General features: G+C 33.7%; 20 protein-coding genes and 1 pseudogene. 2 read left to right on the top strand and 19 right to left on the bottom strand.

Annotation, left to right across the window (positions count from 1 at the left end; genetic code table 11):
* Positions 1-202: 202 nt before the first annotated feature.
* From FYJ50_RS09785 to FYJ50_RS09730, 12 genes and pseudogenes are all read right to left on the bottom strand, one after another.
* A complete protein-coding gene (locus FYJ50_RS09785) occupies positions 203-721 on the bottom strand; it encodes a hypothetical protein (protein WP_154461483.1) in 519 nt (172 codons plus the stop codon).
* 241 nt (positions 722-962) lie between these two features.
* A complete protein-coding gene (locus FYJ50_RS09780) occupies positions 963-1,406 on the bottom strand; it encodes a hypothetical protein (protein WP_154461481.1) in 444 nt (147 codons plus the stop codon).
* A 24-nt stretch (positions 1,407-1,430) separates the two neighbouring features.
* Positions 1,431-1,982 carry a DUF2812 domain-containing protein gene (locus FYJ50_RS09775; RefSeq protein WP_154461479.1) on the bottom strand — a complete coding sequence of 184 codons (552 nt, stop codon included), beginning with the start codon at positions 1,980-1,982 and terminating at the stop codon, positions 1,431-1,433.
* A gap of 4 nt (positions 1,983-1,986) precedes the next feature.
* Complete coding sequence (locus FYJ50_RS09770) at positions 1,987-2,298, bottom strand: PadR family transcriptional regulator (protein ID WP_154461477.1); 312 nt, start codon at positions 2,296-2,298, stop codon at positions 1,987-1,989.
* A 250-nt stretch (positions 2,299-2,548) separates the two neighbouring features.
* Complete coding sequence (locus FYJ50_RS09765) at positions 2,549-3,067, bottom strand: helix-turn-helix domain-containing protein (protein ID WP_154461475.1); 519 nt, start codon at positions 3,065-3,067, stop codon at positions 2,549-2,551.
* Positions 3,068-3,570: 503 nt separating this feature from the next.
* Positions 3,571-3,981: a hypothetical protein gene (locus FYJ50_RS09760; RefSeq protein ID WP_154461473.1), complete on the bottom strand. Its 411-nt coding sequence runs from the start codon at positions 3,979-3,981 to the stop codon at positions 3,571-3,573.
* Between the two features lie 358 nt (positions 3,982-4,339).
* Positions 4,340-5,205, bottom strand: a pseudogene (locus tag FYJ50_RS10680) (carbon-nitrogen hydrolase family protein).
* Between the two features lie 140 nt (positions 5,206-5,345).
* Positions 5,346-6,641 carry a 23S rRNA (uracil(1939)-C(5))-methyltransferase RlmD gene (gene rlmD / locus FYJ50_RS09750; RefSeq protein WP_154461471.1) on the bottom strand — a complete coding sequence of 432 codons (1,296 nt, stop codon included), beginning with the start codon at positions 6,639-6,641 and terminating at the stop codon, positions 5,346-5,348.
* Positions 6,638-7,405: a methyltransferase domain-containing protein gene (locus FYJ50_RS09745; RefSeq protein ID WP_154461469.1), complete on the bottom strand. Its 768-nt coding sequence runs from the start codon at positions 7,403-7,405 to the stop codon at positions 6,638-6,640. Before FYJ50_RS09745 ends, rlmD begins: the two co-directional genes overlap by 4 nt.
* Positions 7,406-7,441: 36 nt before the next feature.
* Positions 7,442-8,632: a tRNA uracil 4-sulfurtransferase ThiI gene (gene thiI, locus FYJ50_RS09740; RefSeq protein ID WP_154461467.1), complete on the bottom strand. Its 1,191-nt coding sequence runs from the start codon at positions 8,630-8,632 to the stop codon at positions 7,442-7,444.
* A complete protein-coding gene (locus FYJ50_RS09735) occupies positions 8,616-9,746 on the bottom strand; it encodes a cysteine desulfurase family protein (protein ID WP_154461465.1) in 1,131 nt (376 codons plus the stop codon). Before FYJ50_RS09735 ends, thiI begins: the two co-directional genes overlap by 17 nt.
* 1 nt (position 9,747) lies before the next feature.
* Positions 9,748-11,556 (bottom strand): septation ring formation regulator EzrA, encoded by a 1,809-nt coding sequence (locus FYJ50_RS09730; RefSeq protein ID WP_154461463.1) that lies wholly within the window; start codon positions 11,554-11,556, stop codon positions 9,748-9,750.
* A gap of 273 nt (positions 11,557-11,829) precedes the next feature.
* Between FYJ50_RS09730 and rpsD the strand changes: the two genes are divergently transcribed.
* Positions 11,830-12,438: a 30S ribosomal protein S4 gene (gene rpsD, locus FYJ50_RS09725; RefSeq protein WP_154461461.1), complete on the top strand. Its 609-nt coding sequence runs from the start codon at positions 11,830-11,832 to the stop codon at positions 12,436-12,438.
* 31 nt (positions 12,439-12,469) lie between these two features.
* On the opposite strand, the gene FYJ50_RS09720 is transcribed toward rpsD, so the two are convergent.
* The 7 genes from FYJ50_RS09720 to rdgB form a co-directional block, all read right to left on the bottom strand.
* Positions 12,470-12,781: a single-stranded DNA-binding protein gene (locus tag FYJ50_RS09720; RefSeq protein WP_205946509.1), complete on the bottom strand. Its 312-nt coding sequence runs from the start codon at positions 12,779-12,781 to the stop codon at positions 12,470-12,472.
* A gap of 143 nt (positions 12,782-12,924) precedes the next feature.
* Positions 12,925-14,199: an EF-P 5-aminopentanol modification-associated protein YfmH gene (gene yfmH / locus FYJ50_RS09715; RefSeq protein WP_154461457.1), complete on the bottom strand. Its 1,275-nt coding sequence runs from the start codon at positions 14,197-14,199 to the stop codon at positions 12,925-12,927.
* A complete protein-coding gene (locus tag FYJ50_RS09710; protein ID WP_154461455.1) occupies positions 14,187-15,386 on the bottom strand; it encodes a M16 family metallopeptidase in 1,200 nt (399 codons plus the stop codon). The genes yfmH and FYJ50_RS09710 overlap by 13 nt, the downstream gene beginning before the upstream one ends.
* 96 nt (positions 15,387-15,482) lie before the next feature.
* On the bottom strand, positions 15,483-16,709 hold the full coding sequence (locus tag FYJ50_RS09705; RefSeq protein ID WP_235900972.1) for an NlpC/P60 family protein: 1,227 nt from the start codon (positions 16,707-16,709) through the stop codon (positions 15,483-15,485).
* A gap of 194 nt (positions 16,710-16,903) precedes the next feature.
* Entirely contained in the window at positions 16,904-17,455 is a 552-nt protein-coding gene (locus FYJ50_RS09700; RefSeq protein WP_154461451.1) for a hypothetical protein, read from the bottom strand.
* Entirely contained in the window at positions 17,433-17,954 is a 522-nt protein-coding gene (locus tag FYJ50_RS09695) for a tRNA (cytidine(34)-2'-O)-methyltransferase (protein ID WP_154461449.1), read from the bottom strand. The genes FYJ50_RS09700 and FYJ50_RS09695 overlap by 23 nt, the downstream gene beginning before the upstream one ends.
* On the bottom strand, positions 17,951-18,535 hold the full coding sequence (gene rdgB, locus FYJ50_RS09690; protein ID WP_154461447.1) for an RdgB/HAM1 family non-canonical purine NTP pyrophosphatase: 585 nt from the start codon (positions 18,533-18,535) through the stop codon (positions 17,951-17,953). Before rdgB ends, FYJ50_RS09695 begins: the two co-directional genes overlap by 4 nt.
* 67 nt (positions 18,536-18,602) lie before the next feature.
* Between rdgB and tgt the strand changes: the two genes are divergently transcribed.
* Positions 18,603-19,820: a tRNA guanosine(34) transglycosylase Tgt gene (tgt, locus tag FYJ50_RS09685; protein WP_154461445.1), complete on the top strand. Its 1,218-nt coding sequence runs from the start codon at positions 18,603-18,605 to the stop codon at positions 19,818-19,820.
* Positions 19,821-19,962: the final 142 nt, after the last annotated feature.

Genomic DNA, 19,962 nt, shown 5'->3' with positions numbered 1-19,962 from the left:
CCTGGTGGATCGTGAATGTATTCACCATTTCGATATTTAAGTACGCATTCTAATTTAAATTCTTTTGTATATTTCATAATAAAAACCTCCAAAGTTGTTGGTACAACTTTAGAGGTTCACTACAAATACGTTGATTTCTTTAAACCCGATATTTCTAGAAGGAGCTTAAGAGCATACTTCTGCTGCAATTCATGAACAATCTTTACTTTTTTGTCGATTGTTGCTCCTTCCTTTGTTGAACCGCAGCCCTCAATTTTTTTAAATATTCATTCTCCGCTTCCAAATATAGATTTCTATTTTCAAGATATTTGACTTTTTCTTCAGCAGTCATATCTTCGTACTTCTTTTCAGGTTTGTTGTTCTTTTTCATAATTGATTTCCGTCCTTTCGGCTTCTCAATTATAACACAACCATTCGCTTTATAATCGTTAATCCAAGTATGAAGCATGCCATCACTGCTCAGACCATATTCGATAGCAGTAGATAAGATACTTTTATCATCCTTTATGACTTTATTAATAATCTCTTCTTTTAGCGCTGGTGAATAGTATCGATTTCTATCTTGTCTTAAAATTTCAACCCCGTGACTATCTATTAAGCGAACCAAGTATATTATATTGGTACGACGTATTCCATACTGATTTGATAATTGCTTGTATGATATTCCTTGTTTTCGTTTCTTGTAAATTTCGATTTTTTGTTCTCTTGTAAGCTTTCCCATAAAGAAAATGAACCTCCTTAATTGGAAGTCCAATTTTTGGGGTTCATTTCACAAAAGGTAATTCTCTCTTTTATTTCTTATCAAACATTAAATAGAAAACATGATTAAACAAAAATACTGTACGAAAGTCTATTAACGCTGTTACAACTTTCCATTGTCAGACATTTTTGGATTCTTTTGTCAATAATATGCATTCGATTGGAAGATCAAGCATCTTTATCCTAAACTATCTTATATAAAATTATTTCACATTTTTATACGAAATAAGTATATGACTTGGTGCAAATAATAATGCCGCTAAAATCAATAATATAGATTGGGTAACAATTCCATCAAATAAAAATAAAACAGATGGAATAATGGAAAGAGCTAAAGATTTAAACAGACTCTCTTTTTTAAAATAAATTATCCAGATCAAACAATATAGAAACAATAATAATCCATTTACAATAAAATACAGAATATATGCTTCTTCAAAAATCCATCCAAAATACGTTCCTGGTATATTAAATATCATAAATCCAATACATCCAAATCGACCAATCTGTTCCATTGTTAAGATAACTTTATGATTCCATTTAGTCTGAAAACCTTCTTTGCATTTCAAAGCAAAAATAATATTTGGAATCATAAGAATTATAATAATGATTGATCCATATATATTTAAAAATTCATATCCATCCATTCTAAAATCTTCCTTTTAGCAATATTATTTTATGTCGTATTTTTTTCTTAGTCGATTAAACCCTGCGATACATCTTGTGATGAGTACAATATATAAAAATATACATACAATCCATAAAATGTAAAATGCGATTGAAATTGGATCTGCATAATTTCCTCCAATCGTCATACGCATTCCCTGTGGAATAATGCAACATAAGAAAAGGACTAACAGTGGCATCACTTTGCGATGATATATTCTTTCCAGCATATCAATTCTTGATGCATTGTCACTAAAAATTTCATCCTCTGTTCCATCCTCTAATTTACTGAAATAACTGAATTCATTCAGATCCTGTATATATTCCCATCCATAATCTTTAAACATCTGAAGATAACTTTCTCGATTTTCCTTCTTCTGTGGATTAAAATCAATCCGATAGATTCTATTTTCAGGTTCACTTTTCTTAAAATGATAAATTCCCGGTAAAGTCACCTTTTCAAAAAGATATCCTTTCTTTGCCATATCACATAAATATTTTTCCTCTTCTTCATATTCCGATAATACAAAAAGATGAAATTCTTTTTTATCTGCCATCTTATTATTCTCCTCTACTATTTCTATATAATCTTTCAATTCTTCTTAATTCAATTTCAAGTACTTCTTTTCCTAACTCTGTAATAATGTAGAATTTTCTCTTATCTTCTTCCTTTACAAAAGATATTAATTTATCATTTTCCATCTTAGATAATGTTCCATACATTGTTCCTGGACTTATGGTCAGCTCTCCATCTGTCATATTCTTAACCTTAAGACCAATGTTGTATCCATGCATTTCTTCCTGAAGACAAAAAAGAATATAAAACCCTGTTTCCGTCATTGGAACATATACTTTTTTAATATGTGCATCCATAATGTCTCCTTATATTTCACTGCGATATATCGTACTTCGATATTATAGTATTGCAGTGCGATATATTTGTCAACAATTATTTCAAATAAAAAGGGATACTATTCTTCGTGTATATCCAGTGTTTAAAACAAACATCCACGAATCATTTCTTGTATCCCATTCAATATTCATTTTATTTCTTTGTTATCAAAACAATCCTCTGACTCTACAATTATCGTATTCAATCCGAGGATAAATATCAGTTTATTCATCAATCACTCTCTGTTGCTCTATTGAGAAGTTTCTTCTTAAACTGTTTAATCTTTGCCATGTACCTGCTTGTATAGATTACCCAAAGAACCATCATCCCAAAGGCAAGACCGAGTCCAAAGCTGCCAATTTCTTCATATGGAGACACTTCACTCAAATCCAGCAAGGTGGTTACTAAAAACATACCAAATCCAATAAGACCTGCAATCGAAAGCCAGTACATCCTTCTTAGCAGCCTTGCCTTATCCTCGTTGCCATACTCCGCCACTTGCAGCACGGTTTCTTTCATTTCTTCATTCATCTGCTCACTTTTCCTTTCTCCGCTTAAAATTTCACGGAGGTCGATTGCATAGAAATCTGAAAGCTCGATAAGCATGTTCAGATCGGACATATTACTTCCTGTCTCCCAGCGGGATACGGTTCCACGGGCAACTCCCAGTTTTTCCGCCAGCTGTTCCTGCGTCATTCCTTTTTCTTTACGCAGTGTTTGAAGCATTTTTCCTATCTTGACAAGATTCATAATCTTTCGATTCCCTTTGTGGCTTTAATGTACATCATTCAGCGTTGTTTTTATAGGAAACAAAGTGAGCAAACACCCTGGTTTTACAAATGAGACACAAAATGACCGACAAATATATCATACCAGAATAAAAGTAGACTTCTTCTCTCTTTACATAAGTAAGCTTTGTATGTGCTATACTGCCATTAAACAATTACAGATAACTGGATTCCCATCTCCACATGGCTCGATACGTGCTGATTGACGTCGCAATGTCGGAACATATCGCCCCTTTTTGAGCCGATTTTCGATTGTTCTCGGAAACATATCAATCAGCACATTTTGCCCATATTCAATCCGCAACCTAAACCTTTCTCATTGTCGGGAACATATCGAGTTTTTCTAGTTGCTACTATATATAAGCAGCATATGTACCACCACTGCCTCAAGACGAGACTAGCCTTTTAGGGATTTGGTCATCGTAGAACTATTCTCACATAGAAGGCATCGTCTCACCCTTGTTTTTACACATTGTAGCTGATATATTCTGGCATTTTGCCTTCTTCTTGGTACTGTCTAAACAAGTAGAAAAGAATGTGTAATGCCATTACATCTATATTCGATTCCGGTGAACGATGCCAGCAATTACTACAGTTTTCAATAACGATTCTGCCATCACTAATCATCCGCGGATAATCCACGTCAACCGGTATACGCTTTGTGATAAGCTTTTTTCTTCCATTTGGCATCTTTTTCAATTTCTCATGAATCTCAGGTTCAACAAAGCAGTCACGAGCTATTGTTATCATGCCATCATATAAATGTTTTTCATTTCTATACTCAGGCTCATTCAAATTGTAACCACCGTATTCATACATGACGGTATTCTCATCTTCTAAAACGAGATTAGCATGTGCTCCGATTCCACGACTCATTCTAACACCTCGCTTCTATCCCAAAATGTAACTCCACTATTTTGTTTGGCTGATGTGCAATCTTCGAAAAATCACAATCCAAGTCTAAAGTTTTAACATATAGTTTATTACCATTCATCATATAACTGTTATTAGGTAATATAACTAGCTACATCTCAAAAAAGACCGTAAATACGCTACTTTTCGCTATTAATTCTCTTCCCTAGACATTAATACAACCGTCTCCACATGGGTTGAGGCGATGCCGTGAATGTCCATACAACACGGGAACAAATCTACCCCCACAGTACACGGGAACATATCGCTTAGGTATACAATAAAACTCTTTTTTTAGATTGCGCGATCAAACTAAATTCTGTTATTCGTCCCTTACCTGAAGCGTTAACACATCCGGTCGGGCATAATGTCCGCAAACATCGTGCTCCATTCTACTAGCTGGCACCTTCTGCATGTCCAGCTCAGCATAGATAATGCCTTCCTTATCCCAAATGGTTTCCGTAACATCATGACCATATGGGTCTATGATGCAGCTGCCGCCTCGACATACGATATCGGAGAGCTTATCAATCTCATGAGCCGCGCTAAAGGTTGACGGATACATCTGTTTGGTAAAATACATATCGCAATTCACAAAATAACAATGCCCTTCGATAGCAATATGACGAATCGTATTCTGCCACTCCACATTATCATTCGTGTTTGGAGAAATGTAGATTGTAACTCCCTTCTGATAAAGAGCTACACGCGCCAACGGCATATAGCTTTCCCAACAGATCAGATTTCCGACAGGCCCCACTGTATATTCATAACAGGGAAGAATTCCTTATCAGCATCGCCCCAGACAACACGCTCACTACCTGTAGGTTTGAGTTTTCTGTGATTATATGTTTTACCTTCAGGTGAGATCATCATGTTGGAGTTGTATAAGGTTGCGGTTACGGAATCAACCTCAGAATATCCAATGCTGACATACACATTACTTGCTTTGGCCGTTTCAATTATTTCTCTCATTTCAGAGCCATTGGAAAGAATTGAGTTGTCATAATAGCATTTCCAGTCTTTTCGCCCATCAGGATTTCGACTACCGACAGTAAAACCATATGTCATGCCATAAGGATAACCGGGAATAAACAACTCCGGAAACACGACAAATTCAGCCCCATGTTCAGCGCACTCTTTGATAATACGAATCGCTTTCTCTTTGCATTTTTCCTTATCAAACATAATAGGAGCAGCCTGAACTACCGCAATCTTCAATTTATTTTTCATGATAATCATAATTCAATTGTATCCTTTCTTCAGTTGATATCTATGACGCACAAAATTTTGGCTTGTTGCTCTGACAATAGTCCTGTAGTCTCAATTCAGGCTCGAGACAAGAGAACTACTGTCTCCACATGACTTGTCTGTGAAAAAAGATCAAAAGGCTGTACTGAATTTATAAAATATTTTTTAGATAGATCTTTTAAATCTTTTGCTAAAGTACTTGGATTGCAGGAAATATAGATCAATGTCTTCACATTTGAATGTAAAATAGAACGAATCATCTTCTCTTTTAATCCCGTTCTAGGTGGATCTACAATCAGAGTATCTGCTTTCGTATTCATTTTATTAAATATTTCAGCTGCATCTCCCTGTACAAATGAAACATTATCAATTTTATTTTTAATCGCATTTTCCTTCGCATTTTCCACTGCATCTTTTATATATTCGATCCCAATCACCTGTTTAGCTTTATCATGCACAAATAAACTGATTGCACCAATTCCACTATAAGCTTCTACAATACATTTGGATTGTGGAGTAATCTCTCTTACATATTCATACATTTGAATTGCCTGTTTGGTATTTAGTTGAAAAAATGATTTAGGTAATAAAGATAAACTATAATCCTTTAATGTCATTTCTATACATTTTGTTCCATATAAATGAATCATTACATCCCCAAATATTTCCACATTTGTATCTGTTTTTACACTTTGCCATATAGAAACCACATTTTCAATTTCACTGCAGGCATCTACAATTCGTTTAGGAACCGCATTATTTCCTGTCACAAAAATCACTTGTATTTTCCCATCGAATTCTTTTAATACCAGTGTACGATATCCTCTTTTTAATTTTTTATCATATAATTTTTCGTCCTGAACAATTTTTTCAATTTCAATTCTTACATTTTCTATTTGTTTGGCATGTGTAAAACAACGATCCATTTTCACAAATTCATTGGAATCTCTTTTGTACATTCCTGTACACAATTTATGATCTTTATTATATCCAAATGGTAGTTTACATGAATTACGGTAAGCCAATGGATCAGGATTTTTAATAATGTGTTTAATTTTATTTCGATAATTCGCATATTTTGCTAATGATTCTTTTACAATTTCTTCTTTCATTCTACATTGTGCTTTATACTGTACACACATTAAAGAACAGCCTCCACATGTATCCCAGTCTTTGCAGATTTCATGTCTTCTATCTTTACTTTCCACAAGAATTTTATCCACTTTTCCCATTCCATATTTTTCTTTTTCTTCCACAATATGAAATTCAACTTGTTCCTGTGGTATAGTTCCTGGAATAAATATGCATTTTCTATTCACATACGCAATTCCTTCTCCATTAATTCCCCATTTTTTTATAGTTGCTTTTGTCATAATTTTCTCCATTCACTTATTATAAATTCAAAGGTTACTTCAAACCCTTCACTTTTCTTTAAACGATCTAAAGCCTCTAGAGAAGTTTTATATCGATACGGTGTCATTTCCAGTAAAGACCATAAATCTTTCACAAAATAAGACTGTTTGATTGTATTCTGTTCAATCAATTCAAAACCTTCCTGAACCATTGCTGGTTTTTCATTTTCATAAGGTGTTTCATATAAAAATTCCTTTAATTCCCAGCAATGTTTAGGACCCGGTCCTACAACGATCCATTTTCCATCTGTCTTTAAAATACGATGTATTTCTTCTTTTCCTAGTGGAACAAAAATGGATGTTACACAATCAATCGATTCTGAAAAAAATGGCATATTAAATAAACTGGCTACAAAATAGTCTGTTTTTTTATCTTTTTTAGAAGCATATAAAATCGCTTCTTTACTTAGATCCAGTCCATAACATTGTTTGACCTTATCGGAAAACTCTTTTGTGTAATACCCTTGTCCACATCCTGCATCCACCAATATATCTTCTTTCTTTAATAAGTTTTTGACATATTGTCTCATAAAATCATAATATCCCTCTTCCAGAAATAAACTTCTGGCTCTTACCATTTTTTCATTGTCTCCCGAATTCTTTTTATTTTTTAAAGACAGATTCACATACCCACTTCTGGCAATATCAAAGGTATGATGATGGATGCATTGATAAGAACGATTTATCTGTATTAATTTTTCATTACATTTTGGACACTTTAACATAGACTAAGCATATCAAAAAAAGGATGCCTTTGCATCCTAAAATAAATCGTCTTCCTGTTTTTGTGGAGTGATTTTAATGGTTTCAACCTGGTCGATACATTGCTGTACCATCTGCTGATAATCCCATTTCTGTTCATATTTCTCACATTTATCAATTCTTGGTTTTGTGACTGGATTTTTTGGAGTAAATATTGTACAACAATCTTCATATGGAAGAATAGATGTTTCATACGTTCCGATTTTCTTTGAACAATCAATAATTTCCACTTTATCCATACATACAACTGGACGAATAATTGGTGTACAAGTAACCGCATTGATGACATTCATACTTTCTAACGTTTGAGAAGCCACCTGCCCTATAGATTCTCCTGTGGCAATGGCTAATGCATGTCTTTTTTTCGCAAGCCCATCGGCAATGCGCATCATCATTCTTCTCATAATGGTAATCGCATAGCTTTCAGGGGCATTCTGATATATGGCAAGCTGTAAATTTGTAAATGGGACAATATGAAGCAGCAATTCTCCTTGATATCCACTTACCAGTCGAGCCAGTTCCATCACTTTTTCCTGTGCATTTAAAGATGTATATGGAGGAGAAGCATAATGAATGCATTCAATATGAACCCCTCGTTTCATCATCTTGTAACAGGCCACTGGAGAATCAATTCCTCCACTTAATAATACCATTGCTTTTCCACCAACCCCTACAGGATATCCTCCAGCTCCAGGTATTTTATTTGTCATGATAAAACAGGCATCTTTTCGAACCTCTATCACAATTTTATAATCCGGATTGTGAACGTCCACTTTCCAGTTTGAATTTTTCAGAATTGTTGTGGCTACCATTCGATTGATCTGGTCGGAAACAACAGGAAAGGTTTTATCATTTCGTCTGGCAGCTACTTTAAATGTTTTTTCTTCCTGTAAAGGGAAAATTTCCAGACAAGCTTTTAGAATTTCTTCCATTTCCGGTTTTACTTTTACAGCTAAAGATAAAGATGAAATCCCAAATACTTTAGATACCACATCACAAACCTGATTTTCATCTTCATCATGAAGAAAAATCATCATACGATCGTGCTGTTTTTCAAATTCAAGAGAAGGAAAACCAGTGCACGCTTTACGAACATTGTCATACAGCTGTTTTATAAACTGATTTCGGTTTTTTCCTTTTAAACTTAATTCACCATAGCGAATTAATATGTGATCATAACGATAAGCCATACTGATTTAATATCTCCTTACATGTTTTGATAAAGATAGAAGCTTCTTCCATCGTATTGTCTTTTCCAAAAGATAAACGAATCATATGTGTTGCGATTTTTTCACTATATCCCATCGCAACTAATGTTGAACTATAATTTTTCTGATGCGAGGAACACGTACTCTTTGCGGAAACACAAATTCCTCTTTGATCCAATGCGTTTAATAACACCTCACTGGTAATCTGATCAAATGAAATATTTAATATATAAGGAATAGCATCTTCTTTTGAATTGATATGAGCTCCTTTAATCTTTGACAGTTCTTCTCTTATATACTGATTGATTTTCGATACTCTTTTATATACTTCTTCTTTTTCTTCCAAAGCCAGACGTATCGTCTTTGAAAGAACAATGTTTGAAGGTGCATTTTCTGTTCCACCTCTTAAACCCTGTTCCTGCTGTCCTCCCTGTATCAGTGGCATCAGCTTTACCTTTTTCTTTTTCATTAAAAGGGCACTTCCTTTTAATCCATGTATTTTATGTGCAGAAATAGTTGCCAAATCCATACATTCGAAAGGAACATCAATTTTTGTAAAACTCTGTACACAATCCACATGATAAACGCAGGTTGGAATGGAATGAACCACCTCACTGATTTCTTTGACTGGATTGATGGCCCCCATTTCATTGTTGACATGCATTGTTGATACCAGAATGGTATCTTTTCGAATGCGTTCTTTTACGAGAGAAGGCGTAATAATTCCATTTGAATTAATGGGTAAATATTCAATTTCAAAACCAAACTGTTTCAACCATTCCATAGAATGCATCACAGAAGGATGTTCTACATTACTGACCAGTATGTGGTTTCCTCTATTTCGATTGGCCAATGCATAACCGATAATTGCCAATGAATTGGATTCACTTGCACACCCTGTAAACAAGATCTCCCCTGGCAATACATGTAACATTTTCGCAATATTTTCACGACTTTTTTCTAATAAAGCATGTGCTTTTCTACCCAGTGCATGTAAACTGTCTGGATTTCCATATTGCTGTGCTAACAGCTGGCTATAAACATTAGAGACCTCTGGACGTACAGAGGTCGTTGATGAATGATCAAAATAAATCATATTATTGCACCGTATTCATGACCGCTGGATCTTTTCTTGCGACCAGCTTTTCATAAATTCCAGGGTGCAGACTTTCGATGGCCTGAATAGCCACTTTTAGTGCTTTAGTATATTCTCCATTCTGGAAACATAATTCAGCACGTGTTAATTCTGAATCCATTTCAGGATAAGAACTTCTGAAACGATTTCCAAATACGATCGCATTTTCAACCATGATCGCAATTCCAATTAAATTGTTCGCATTGTTGTATAACTTATAAATGAAATCAATAGCTTCCTGTAAATCAGCATTTAATGTTTGAACATCAAGTGGAGAATGAGACAATACATCGGAAACACGAGTAATCAGTCTTTCTCCTTCTTCAATATCTTCATTGAACTGATCGGAAATACTTGGTAAAAATCTTGTAGAAGCATTCAATCTTACTTCATTTAGAATCAGCTGCAGTTTGATTAATTGTTTCTGCGCTCTTGATTCATCTGAACTGGCTCCCACTAACATCTGCTTCATAGCTTTAATCTGCTGTGAGAATGTATTGACTTCATCAGCATAAATTCGATAATCATGAATTGCCTGAGAACTCAATGTATCCGAATCCGATAAAATCTTTTGAACCTGTTCACGTTTTTTCTTCAATGAAATTACCTGCTGTTCCGCAATTACAAATCGTTTAGACCAGTCTTCCAATCCAAAACGATCTTTAATATTGGAATACAAAGATTCAATTTCTTTTAATTCCACAATCACTTCATCCAGTAAACCTAAATTTGCCTGAAGATCCCCATGAATTTCATTATAAGCTTTTGTCTCTTTATCTAAATCATCCTGAATGGATAAAATGAACTCTGATAATGTATCAAGAATGTTTTTCGCTTCTTTGTCATTTCCTTTGTCTAAATAAGAAACCACTTCTTTGATCTGTTCATCTGCTTTTGAAACATTTGCCTTTAAACGATCAAAATCAATTTCAACATCTGAATTTTCAGTTGTTTCAATATTTCCACTTACTTCATTTAAAGCACTTGGCAGAATAACTTTTGCCTTTTCATAATATCCTGGATAAGCTGCAATTCTTGAAGAAGTTTCTTCAATCGATTTTGATAATTTATCCAGTTCTTCTTTTGCCTTATTAAATTCAGAAGCAAACATCCATTCTTCAAATCCAGAAAATCCATTTTCAATTTCCTGTAATAAAGCATCAAAATACAGTCCTGCATCATAGAAAGATGTACGATTTGCCTGATAAACTTTTTTAAGATTTCCAAACTGTTCCTTGACTGCATTAGATTGTTCTCTTACTTCTTTTTCTGGAATTAAGATCAAATCCAAAGATTGAGTAATAATACGAATCTTTTCTTTAGTTTCATCAATAATTTCATCCAGATCATCCATTGCCAGTCTGGCTTTTTTTAATTTATGTGCATCCACTTTATCATCAGCCAATGTGAACAGTGATTCACATCTTTGAATGCTTTCGATACAATTTTCATAACGAGGGGCAATTGCACGTACTTTTTCAAGAATATCTGAATTTGACCGAGCAAAAGCGGTTGCTTTATTGTATTTAAAAGTTAATGTATTATTTCGAATTTCATTCATAACAATTTCAAGATCTTTTAAACGACGTTCAATTTTTTTACGTTTAAGAGTTCGTGAAAGAATCAGCACTAAAATTAAAACCAGGAATGCAATACATATATATATAATCATTTCCATAGATAAATGATCCAAAGCAAAGTCTAAAGCAGTATTGAAATACTTTACGATCGCACTTCCAATATCTGAAACGATTTTTAAAAATGAATCCATTTATAGCTCCCCCTTTACAGATACATCCATTATAACAAATCTTTAAAAGACTTTCACTATAAATATTTGCCAATGCGCTTGATTTTTAACCCCCATTTTGTTATGATACATAAGCATAAATTGATAGCAGCATACAAAGTTATGAGATTTGCGTTACAAGCATTAGATGTGATACGAGTAATCTAAAAGCTGATAGACAGAAAGTATCTTTTGTAACACACCTTATAAAGATTTGTACTGTTATTGTTTTTGTTAAACAATAGGAGGAAACTTATGTCAAGAAACACAGGTAGTACTTGGAAAAAGTCACGTCGTTTAGGTTTCTCTGTTCTTGGAACAGGTGAAGAATTAGCTCGTCGTAACTACGCTCCAGGTCAACACGGAAATGGTCGTCGTGCCAAATTAACTAACTACGGTATTCAATTACAGGAAAAACAACGTATTCGTCACACTTATCAGTTAAGCGAAAAACAATTCTACAACACTTATGTAAAAGCAAGTCGTCGTCCAGGGGTTGTTGGTGAAAACTTCTTAGTAATGTTAGAATCTCGTTTAGATAACTTAGTATATCGTATGGGATTTGCTACAACTCGTCGTGGAGCTCGTCAATTGGTTAACCACGGACACATTCTTGTAAATGGTAAAAAAGTAGATATTCCTAGTTACCAGGTAAAACCAGGAACTGTTATCGAAGTGAAAGAAACTTCTAAAAATTTAAAAGTAATCAACGAAGCTTTAGAAGCAAGCTTAGCAACTGTTGCTTTTGTTGAAGTGGATAAAGATGCGAAAAAAGGAACTTATGTACGTGTTCCTGAACGTAACGAATTATTCACTGCACAAGAAATCAATGAATTATTAGTAGTCGAATTCTACAACCGTTAATCAAAAAGAAGAACCCAGTGGGTTCTTCTTTTTAATTGTGAAGAAAACTGATTTTTTCGGCTATAAAAGCATAATTATTATATACATGTCCATCTTTTTCATATTTTCTGGACATTATACGCCCTTTTACACTGATCCAGTCATCCACTTTGCTGACATTGCATAAAGTTTCAGCCAATCCTCTCCATACTTCAATCTGAATGGTATCAAATTCATAAACGCCATTGGCATTTGCAAAGGAACGCTCCACTTTTAAGACTACATTACATGTTTTAATTCCATTCACAGTTTCTTTTAAAGAAGGAAGTTCTTCAATTTTTCCTACTAAACAAAATACATTCATTTTTTCCTCCGGTATGAGTATGCACTCATTTCTATCACCTGCCTTCTTTATCATTTTAAAGAAATGAAATGGATAAAAAAAATGAGCCATTCTATATAAAATGGCTCTTATTTAAATAAATACAGTACATTTTTATATGTAAATTATTCGTGATTTACAGTTTTATATTCTTTTGGATAAATTTTTGTGATTGTCTTATGAGATACATCCAGTCCAGAACATACATCCATGATTTTTTCTTGTGTGATATTCAATACTTCATTAAACCATTCCCAGTAATCATAATGGAGCATAGACGATTTTATAACATCAACAGCCAGCGATTCAAAATGATCCAATCCTCTTAAATTTGCTCCTGTATAAGAAGATTGAAGTGCAATAAAATCTTCTTCTTTCATTTTTTCATGAACCAGTTTATAGATTAGCTGGTTCACAAGTTCAATGAATTCATTCACTTTCTGTGTCTGTGCATAAAATAGAATGTATCCTCTGTCCAGACACATATCACATTCAGCTCCTGCAAACTGGCTGATGATTCTTTCATCCATCCATTTCTGATAATCTGGATTCATTGTTGAAAACAAAGAATCCAATCGCATCTGAATCGCAAGATCTTTTATATTGGCATCTTCAACAGATTGAGATTCTTTCAGTTTATATCCTACACAGACATAAGGAAAACTGATATCCATATAATCTATATATTCTTCACGTACAACCGTCTCCTGTTCTTTTTCAAATACCGTTTTTGGATGGCTTTTTAATTTAGAAGGGAAATTTTTCTGATGATTTTCAATAAAAGACATGCATTGATGAATGTCTTTTCCTGTAATTCCTACTAAAGTCAAAGAAGAAGGATCATAATTAATATTATAGAACTGCGTTAAATCCTCTACACTCATATTTTCAATGTCACTTCTATGTCCTAATATATCAACCCGTATAGGGTGTTTATGATACATAGATTTATACGTTTCCTTGGTCAGTCTTTGTTCTGGACTTTGCTGATACATATCATATTCACTTAAAATGATTCCTTTTTCTTTATTGACCGATTGTTCATTGATATCCAAAGTCTCTACAAATTCCAGCAATAACTGCAGCGGTTTGTAAATATCAGAAGTTGTCTGAAAATAATAGCAGGTTTCTGTAAACGTTGTAAATGCATTTGTTTGTGCCTGTAAAGAAGCAAACAGCTCTGTAACATCCTGATTTTTATAACGAAACATCTGATGTTCCAGATAATGAGCACAACCACTGGTATGATACACTCTCTTTCCATCCAGTTCCTGCACCAGATCCATTCCTCCAGCCCCTGTCGCACACATAAACAGAGATTTCACAAATCCTTTTTTCTGAATCAGAATCACATTCATTCCATTATCGAGAGTTTTCTTTATACAATTTAAATTGTACATGATTCATCCTCCTTGACAACAGCCAGACTGATTTGGCTTAATAAATTGGCACAATGAGAAATATCTTCTTTTGTGACATTTTGAATTTTCTTTATTTTTTCTTCAGCACAACCATTCTGATTTAATAAATCACTCAAAAATTGTCTTTCAATATAAATATATTCTTCATCAAAACCTGCCAGAAGTCCATCAATCAGATCTTTTTTAGCCTGTTCTAACAATTCATCGGAATAATCCATAGTCTGTAAGCGAACAATCTGCTGATCCATTAAATCCAATATTGCATTCACATTTTCTGAATCACAGCCTGCATAAATATATAAAGCTCCATCAAATCGAATCAGACTGGAACCAATTGAGTAACAGTAACTGTTCTTTTCTCTAATCTCTGTAAATAATAAATTCACTGGAGACTGTCCTAAAATGGAATTCATTACCAGTAAGGAATAATAAGAAGGATCTCTGGTATCAATCTTTGTTGCATATACTTTTGAAATATATGTCTGTTCTATCTCTTTTAAAATATATTTTTCTTTATAAGACAAAGTATCCATTAAAATTTCATAATCTGCATGACATTCTTCTGTCTGTTTTATTTGACTTAAATAGGATTCCAAAGTAGAATCCAGTTTTCCTGCTGCATAAATCAATGGAGAAGGAAAACGATTGTATAAATGGCATATATCTTCTAAGGTAATCTCATCAATTTCATCTTCATATCCATTTGTAGAAATCGATATAGAATGATCTTTTGAAATCATATGCAAAGATTCAAGTACCGCAACGGTTGCTGGATCGTCTTTTTGTGCAAATAAACGATTTCTCAATAAATATTTACTTTCCTTTAAATTTTCTTCTGTAAAAACAGGATGATCTATAAACTGATCCATAATATGAATAATCGATTCTGTATAGTCTTTCTTTTCAATCCAGTCCGGACGGATAAATCGAAATTGAACCTGAAACGATAATTGATTTCCATAAACAGTAAGACTGATGCTCATTTTCATTCCATAATTTTTATTAAATTCATAAGAAATTATTTGTTTATTATCAAAATCTTCTGTTTTAGATTTCAACATGTAACAAAGTAAGTTGTATCCAGTAATGGTTTCTTTTTCAAAAGGCAATATATATCGAAAAGAAACAATTGTTTGTGAAAATTTAGATTGCTCAATATATTTCATAATGACCTTCCTTTAGATAAGGTTTATACAATATTTTTATATAAATTGTCAAATAAAAAAAAGAGAGATTTACTCTCTTTTTAATCAAAACTACATTTACCCAACATGTACATATCCAATGAATGCATTGGAACAGCTAACAGATGTAATTACTGTCGTATATCCATCCCATCCACCATGTACCGCTTGTCCATTTCCGATATAAATCGCAACGTGACCACTGTATACACAGATATCACCTGGAACCGGTGTACTTGTTAAAGTACCTAAACTTAAATATTCTTCAGGCCAACCATGGAAACTGATTCCAACTGCTCTTAATGAGTTTGTTACCAGCATTGTACAATCCTGACTTACTCCAACCTGAGCAATAGCAGCTGCTGCAATGGCAGAACTGTTTACTCCACCATAATTAGGTGTACTTGGTTTAGAAGGAGCTGCAGGAGCAGCCGGTTTTGACTGTGAAGCATTCCCATTTGAAGAACCCTGTGAACTGTTTGTGTTTCCATTTGATGGAGCTGTTGCGGTATTGTCAGAAACTTGTGTATTTGAACTACTTGTTTCCGTCTTTTGGGCTGTACCATCTGAAGCAATTGTATATCCATCTTTTTGTGTATCTTTGATCATCTTTCCTGTTTCATCAAAGAAATAGGTTTTACCATCAATTTCCTTAGAAGAATCTACAACTGTTTTACCATTTTCATCATGATAATACATATCTTCTCCCACTTTTTTCCATCCAGTCACATAAGCACCATCTGCCTGGAAATAATAAGTGGATCCATCTAATGTTGTTTCACCAGTGGACATTTTTCCATCTTCTCCAAAATAGTATTTAGAACCGTTGATTTCTTTCCAACCAGTTACATAATTTCCATCCTGATCAAAATAATATTTAAATCCACCATCATCAATCCATGAATCGCTTACAGGATATCCTTTTTCATCATAGTAGAATTCTTTTTCTTCATCCCATCCATGAAGCAATTGTCCTTCATCCTGAAAATTATAAGAAGTTCCCTGAATGATTGTTTCTCCTGTAGCTGCCGTTCCGTCCTGTTCAAAATAATAAATTCCATTTGGAACGGATTGCCATCCGAATTGCATTTCACCTTTTCCGTTGAAATAGTATAATTCACCATCAATTTCAGTTAAACCAGTGGCTTCTTTACGATTTGACTCTAAAACGTAGTAACGATCCGCACCTTCACCGTGCCAACCTGGCTGATTTTCATAGGCATAAGCAGTGGATAGCACTGGCCCACATGCACAGGCACACAAAGCAATGGCCAAGATTTTGCTGTGTTTTTCGATAAAATTCATTAAATCACCTCTCTGAAACATCTTAAGGATACCATAAAAAACCTTTTTTTTTCAAATTCACATAAACAGTTCGAAACCGAATCTCTTTATTTTATTTCATATATTTTATAATATTTGGCTAATATTAGCCAAATATTATAAAATTATGGAAAATTATGTGATATTTTATTAAAATTCACATTTTTTATTTTTGTCTACATATTATGAACATCTATTTCTTTTCTATAAGCATTTATCGTTTCAATCAGACAAGCCAGAAGAAAGAGAAACAAGAGAATACATAGAATGCTGCAGGCGATTCCCATACCTTTTAATACAAAAATAACACCGTTCAGACTTTGCTGTAAATAAGCCACAATCACAGATATTATTGACACAAAAAAGGTAGAAATATACAGTTTGATACAAATGTAAGCGTTTTTACTTTTGAAAGACAAACTATATAAAATTGTCAGAAACAGTATAATATAATCCCATAAAGTGATTTTCAAAAATATGTCAAAGGTAAAACTTTTATGAGAAATACATGTTAACAGAATTCTAAAAAGTACAGAACCTGTGTACAAATTTAATTGATTGGCATAAGAAAATAAACTTTGGTAATCCTTTAAATGAATCAATTGAGTATATGCCAGTATCTGCCATAAAATTTGCCAGATCCAGTAAAGAATTAAAATTAAAGATAAAAATCTTTTTCGATATTCTTTTTTAGAAAGGAAAAAATCAATCCAATTGTAAATTTTCAAGAAAGTCTTCTCCTTTGATCTGTTCTGTTTTTGATAGATTTGGATACCCTAATTGCCTTAATACTTCATATACAATAATTGCAGCACAATTGGATAAGTTTAAACTTCTGGCATTAGCTACCATCGGCAGTCTCATTCCTTTATCCATATAGTCTTTTAAAATAGCCTTATCAATACCTGTACTTTCTTTTCCTAATATTAAATAGATATCCCCTTTACATTCTGTAAAATCAAATTCACTTGGTGCTTTTTTGGCATATCGAGTCATAAAATAATAGTTATCACTTGGATTTTCTTCAACGAATTCTTTCCAGTTTTTATGAATGTGAATTTCGGTATCTTTAATATAATCCATTCCAGAACGCTTCAAATGTTTTTCATCCATAGAAAATCCTAAAGGTTCAATCAGATGAAGTATACTGTTTGTTGCCATACACGTACGTATGATATTTCCTGTATTTTGAGGAATTTCCGGTTCAAATAAAACAACATGTATCATAAATCCTTCCCCCTGTTTAAATCTTCTAAAAACAATTCTAATGCTTTACCACGATGAGATATTGAGTTTTTCATTTCATCACTCACATTGGCTAAAGTTGTATGAAAAGGTGGATAATAAAAGATAGGATCGTAACCAAATCCATTTTCTCCAACTGGACAAGAATGGATTTGCCCTTCCACTTCTCCTCTATAAGTATGAGCATTTCCCATTTCATCGATATAGGCAATTACACATACATAACGGGCTGTCTTCACTTTTCCTTTTACCGCATCGATAATTGCCTGATTTTTTATTTCATAACTGGTATTTTCTCCCATCCATCTGGCAGAATAAACACCAGGTTTTTTATCCATAGCATCCACTTCAATGCCCGAATCATCACTGATTACTGGCTGATGAAGCACATCATATAAACTTTTTGCTTTACAGATCGCATTTTCTTCAAAAGTTGTTCCATTTTCTATAATTTCAATCTTTTGATCCAGATCTTTTAAACATTTCACATTATATTCAGGAAGCATTTTTTTAAATTCTTCCACTTTATGCTGATTTGAAGTAGCTATCCAGATTGTTTTCATGTCTGTTCTCCTTTTAAACTTTATTATTATATCACTAATTCATACAATATGTGTTATAATCTTTTACATGGAAAAATATAAGAACAACAATACATTTTCTTTTGAAATTGTAAAGAAACTTCCCAATCAGTTAGGAAGAGCAGGTATTATTCATACTCCTCATGGAGATATTAAAACCCCTGCTTTTATGGTAGTTGGAACCATTGGTAAAGTTTATTTTGTTTCAATGGAAGATTTAAAACAAGTAAATGCACAAGCTATGTTAAGCAATGGATATCACTTACGGAATCAGTCTTTTGAAATTGCAGAAAACGGAGGTCTTTCCAGATGGTCTGGCTGGAATGGTCCTACTTTAACGGATTCTGGTGGTTTTCAGGTCATGTCTTTGGGTTCCGGTTCTGGAAAAGTAGTCAGTATGTCAAAAGATCAGAATGTTGAAAATACTAAGGAAGAAGATCGACTGGCCCATGTTTGTGAACAAGGGGTTCATTTTACCGATCCGTTTACTTCTGTACAGGATTTTATTGGACCAGAAGAATCCATGCAGATTCAATGTCGCATTGGGGCGGATATCCATATGGCTTTTGATGAATTAACTTCTTTAGCTGATGATTATGATTATAATGTAGAAGCTTTAGCCAGAACCGAAAGATGGGCTCAAAGAAGCCTGGATGAACACAAAAAACATTATATGGATCTGGGTTACTATCAGGCTTTGTATGGAGTCATTCAAGGTGGCAGATGGGAAGATTTAAGAAGAAGTACGTGCAAAAAAATGGCTGAAATGGATTTTGATGGATATGGTTTGGGAGGTGCTTTTTTAAAGGAAGATCTATCAGAAATTTTAAGATGGTGCAATGAAGAATTACCTGAAAATAAGCCAAGACATCTGTTAGGTCTATCCCATCCAGATGACATTTTAAATGGAGTGGAAATGGGAGCGGATACTTTTGATTGTGTAGCTCCTACCCGAGAAGGAAGACATGGTAAACTTTATACTCCAACAGGAGTAATCAATCTGCAGAAATTCATGAACAGTCCTTTAATGATCGATGAAAACTGCGATTGTCCAACCTGTCAGGCTGGATATACATTAGGTCAGCTTCGTAAATTATGGAAGTCTCAGGATAAAGAAGAAAAATATAAATATTTTGAATTGGCTTCTATGCATAATCTTCGTTTTATCATTCGTTTAACTGAACAAGCCAGAGAAGCTTTATTACAAGATCAATTTTATGAATTTAAAGAGAAATTTTTAAAAACCTATTATCACAATAAAAAATAAATGCAGGAATGTATCTGTAGTGAACCTCTAAAGTTGTACCAACAACTTTGGAGGTTTTTATTATGAAATATACAAAAGAATTTAAATTAGAATGCGTACTTAAATATCGAAATGGTGAATACATTCACGATCCACCAGGAGT

Source organism: Floccifex porci (genome assembly GCF_009696175.1).
GTDB lineage: Bacteria > Bacillota_I > Bacilli_A > Erysipelotrichales > Erysipelotrichaceae > Floccifex > Floccifex porci.
Note: the sequence above shows the minus strand (reverse complement) of the source record. Positions and strands in the feature narration are given on the sequence as shown.

Excerpts from the sequence above, each read along its gene's own strand:
- FYJ50_RS09785 (WP_154461483.1), bottom strand. The coding sequence starts at position 721 with ATGGGAAAGCTTACAAGAGAACAAAAAATCGAAATTTACAAGAAACGA.
- FYJ50_RS09780 (WP_154461481.1), bottom strand. The coding sequence starts at position 1,406 with ATGGATGGATATGAATTTTTAAATATATATGGATCAATCATTATTATA.
- FYJ50_RS09775 (WP_154461479.1), bottom strand. The coding sequence starts at position 1,982 with ATGGCAGATAAAAAAGAATTTCATCTTTTTGTATTATCGGAATATGAA.
- FYJ50_RS09770 (WP_154461477.1), bottom strand. The coding sequence starts at position 2,298 with ATGGATGCACATATTAAAAAAGTATATGTTCCAATGACGGAAACAGGG.
- FYJ50_RS09765 (WP_154461475.1), bottom strand. The coding sequence starts at position 3,067 with ATGAATCTTGTCAAGATAGGAAAAATGCTTCAAACACTGCGTAAAGAA.
- FYJ50_RS09760 (WP_154461473.1), bottom strand. The coding sequence starts at position 3,981 with ATGAGTCGTGGAATCGGAGCACATGCTAATCTCGTTTTAGAAGATGAG.
- rlmD (WP_154461471.1), bottom strand. The coding sequence starts at position 6,641 with ATGACAAAAGCAACTATAAAAAAATGGGGAATTAATGGAGAAGGAATT.
- FYJ50_RS09745 (WP_154461469.1), bottom strand. The coding sequence starts at position 7,405 with ATGTTAAAGTGTCCAAAATGTAATGAAAAATTAATACAGATAAATCGT.
- thiI (WP_154461467.1), bottom strand. The coding sequence starts at position 8,632 with ATGGCTTATCGTTATGATCACATATTAATTCGCTATGGTGAATTAAGT.
- FYJ50_RS09735 (WP_154461465.1), bottom strand. The coding sequence starts at position 9,746 with ATGATTTATTTTGATCATTCATCAACGACCTCTGTACGTCCAGAGGTC.
- FYJ50_RS09730 (WP_154461463.1), bottom strand. The coding sequence starts at position 11,556 with ATGGATTCATTTTTAAAAATCGTTTCAGATATTGGAAGTGCGATCGTA.
- rpsD (WP_154461461.1), top strand. The coding sequence starts at position 11,830 with ATGTCAAGAAACACAGGTAGTACTTGGAAAAAGTCACGTCGTTTAGGT.
- FYJ50_RS09720 (WP_205946509.1), bottom strand. The coding sequence starts at position 12,781 with ATGAATGTATTTTGTTTAGTAGGAAAAATTGAAGAACTTCCTTCTTTA.
- yfmH (WP_154461457.1), bottom strand. The coding sequence starts at position 14,199 with ATGTACAATTTAAATTGTATAAAGAAAACTCTCGATAATGGAATGAAT.
- FYJ50_RS09710 (WP_154461455.1), bottom strand. The coding sequence starts at position 15,386 with ATGAAATATATTGAGCAATCTAAATTTTCACAAACAATTGTTTCTTTT.
- FYJ50_RS09705 (WP_235900972.1), bottom strand. The coding sequence starts at position 16,709 with ATGAATTTTATCGAAAAACACAGCAAAATCTTGGCCATTGCTTTGTGT.
- FYJ50_RS09695 (WP_154461449.1), bottom strand. The coding sequence starts at position 17,954 with ATGATACATGTTGTTTTATTTGAACCGGAAATTCCTCAAAATACAGGA.
- rdgB (WP_154461447.1), bottom strand. The coding sequence starts at position 18,535 with ATGAAAACAATCTGGATAGCTACTTCAAATCAGCATAAAGTGGAAGAA.
- tgt (WP_154461445.1), top strand. The coding sequence starts at position 18,603 with ATGGAAAAATATAAGAACAACAATACATTTTCTTTTGAAATTGTAAAG.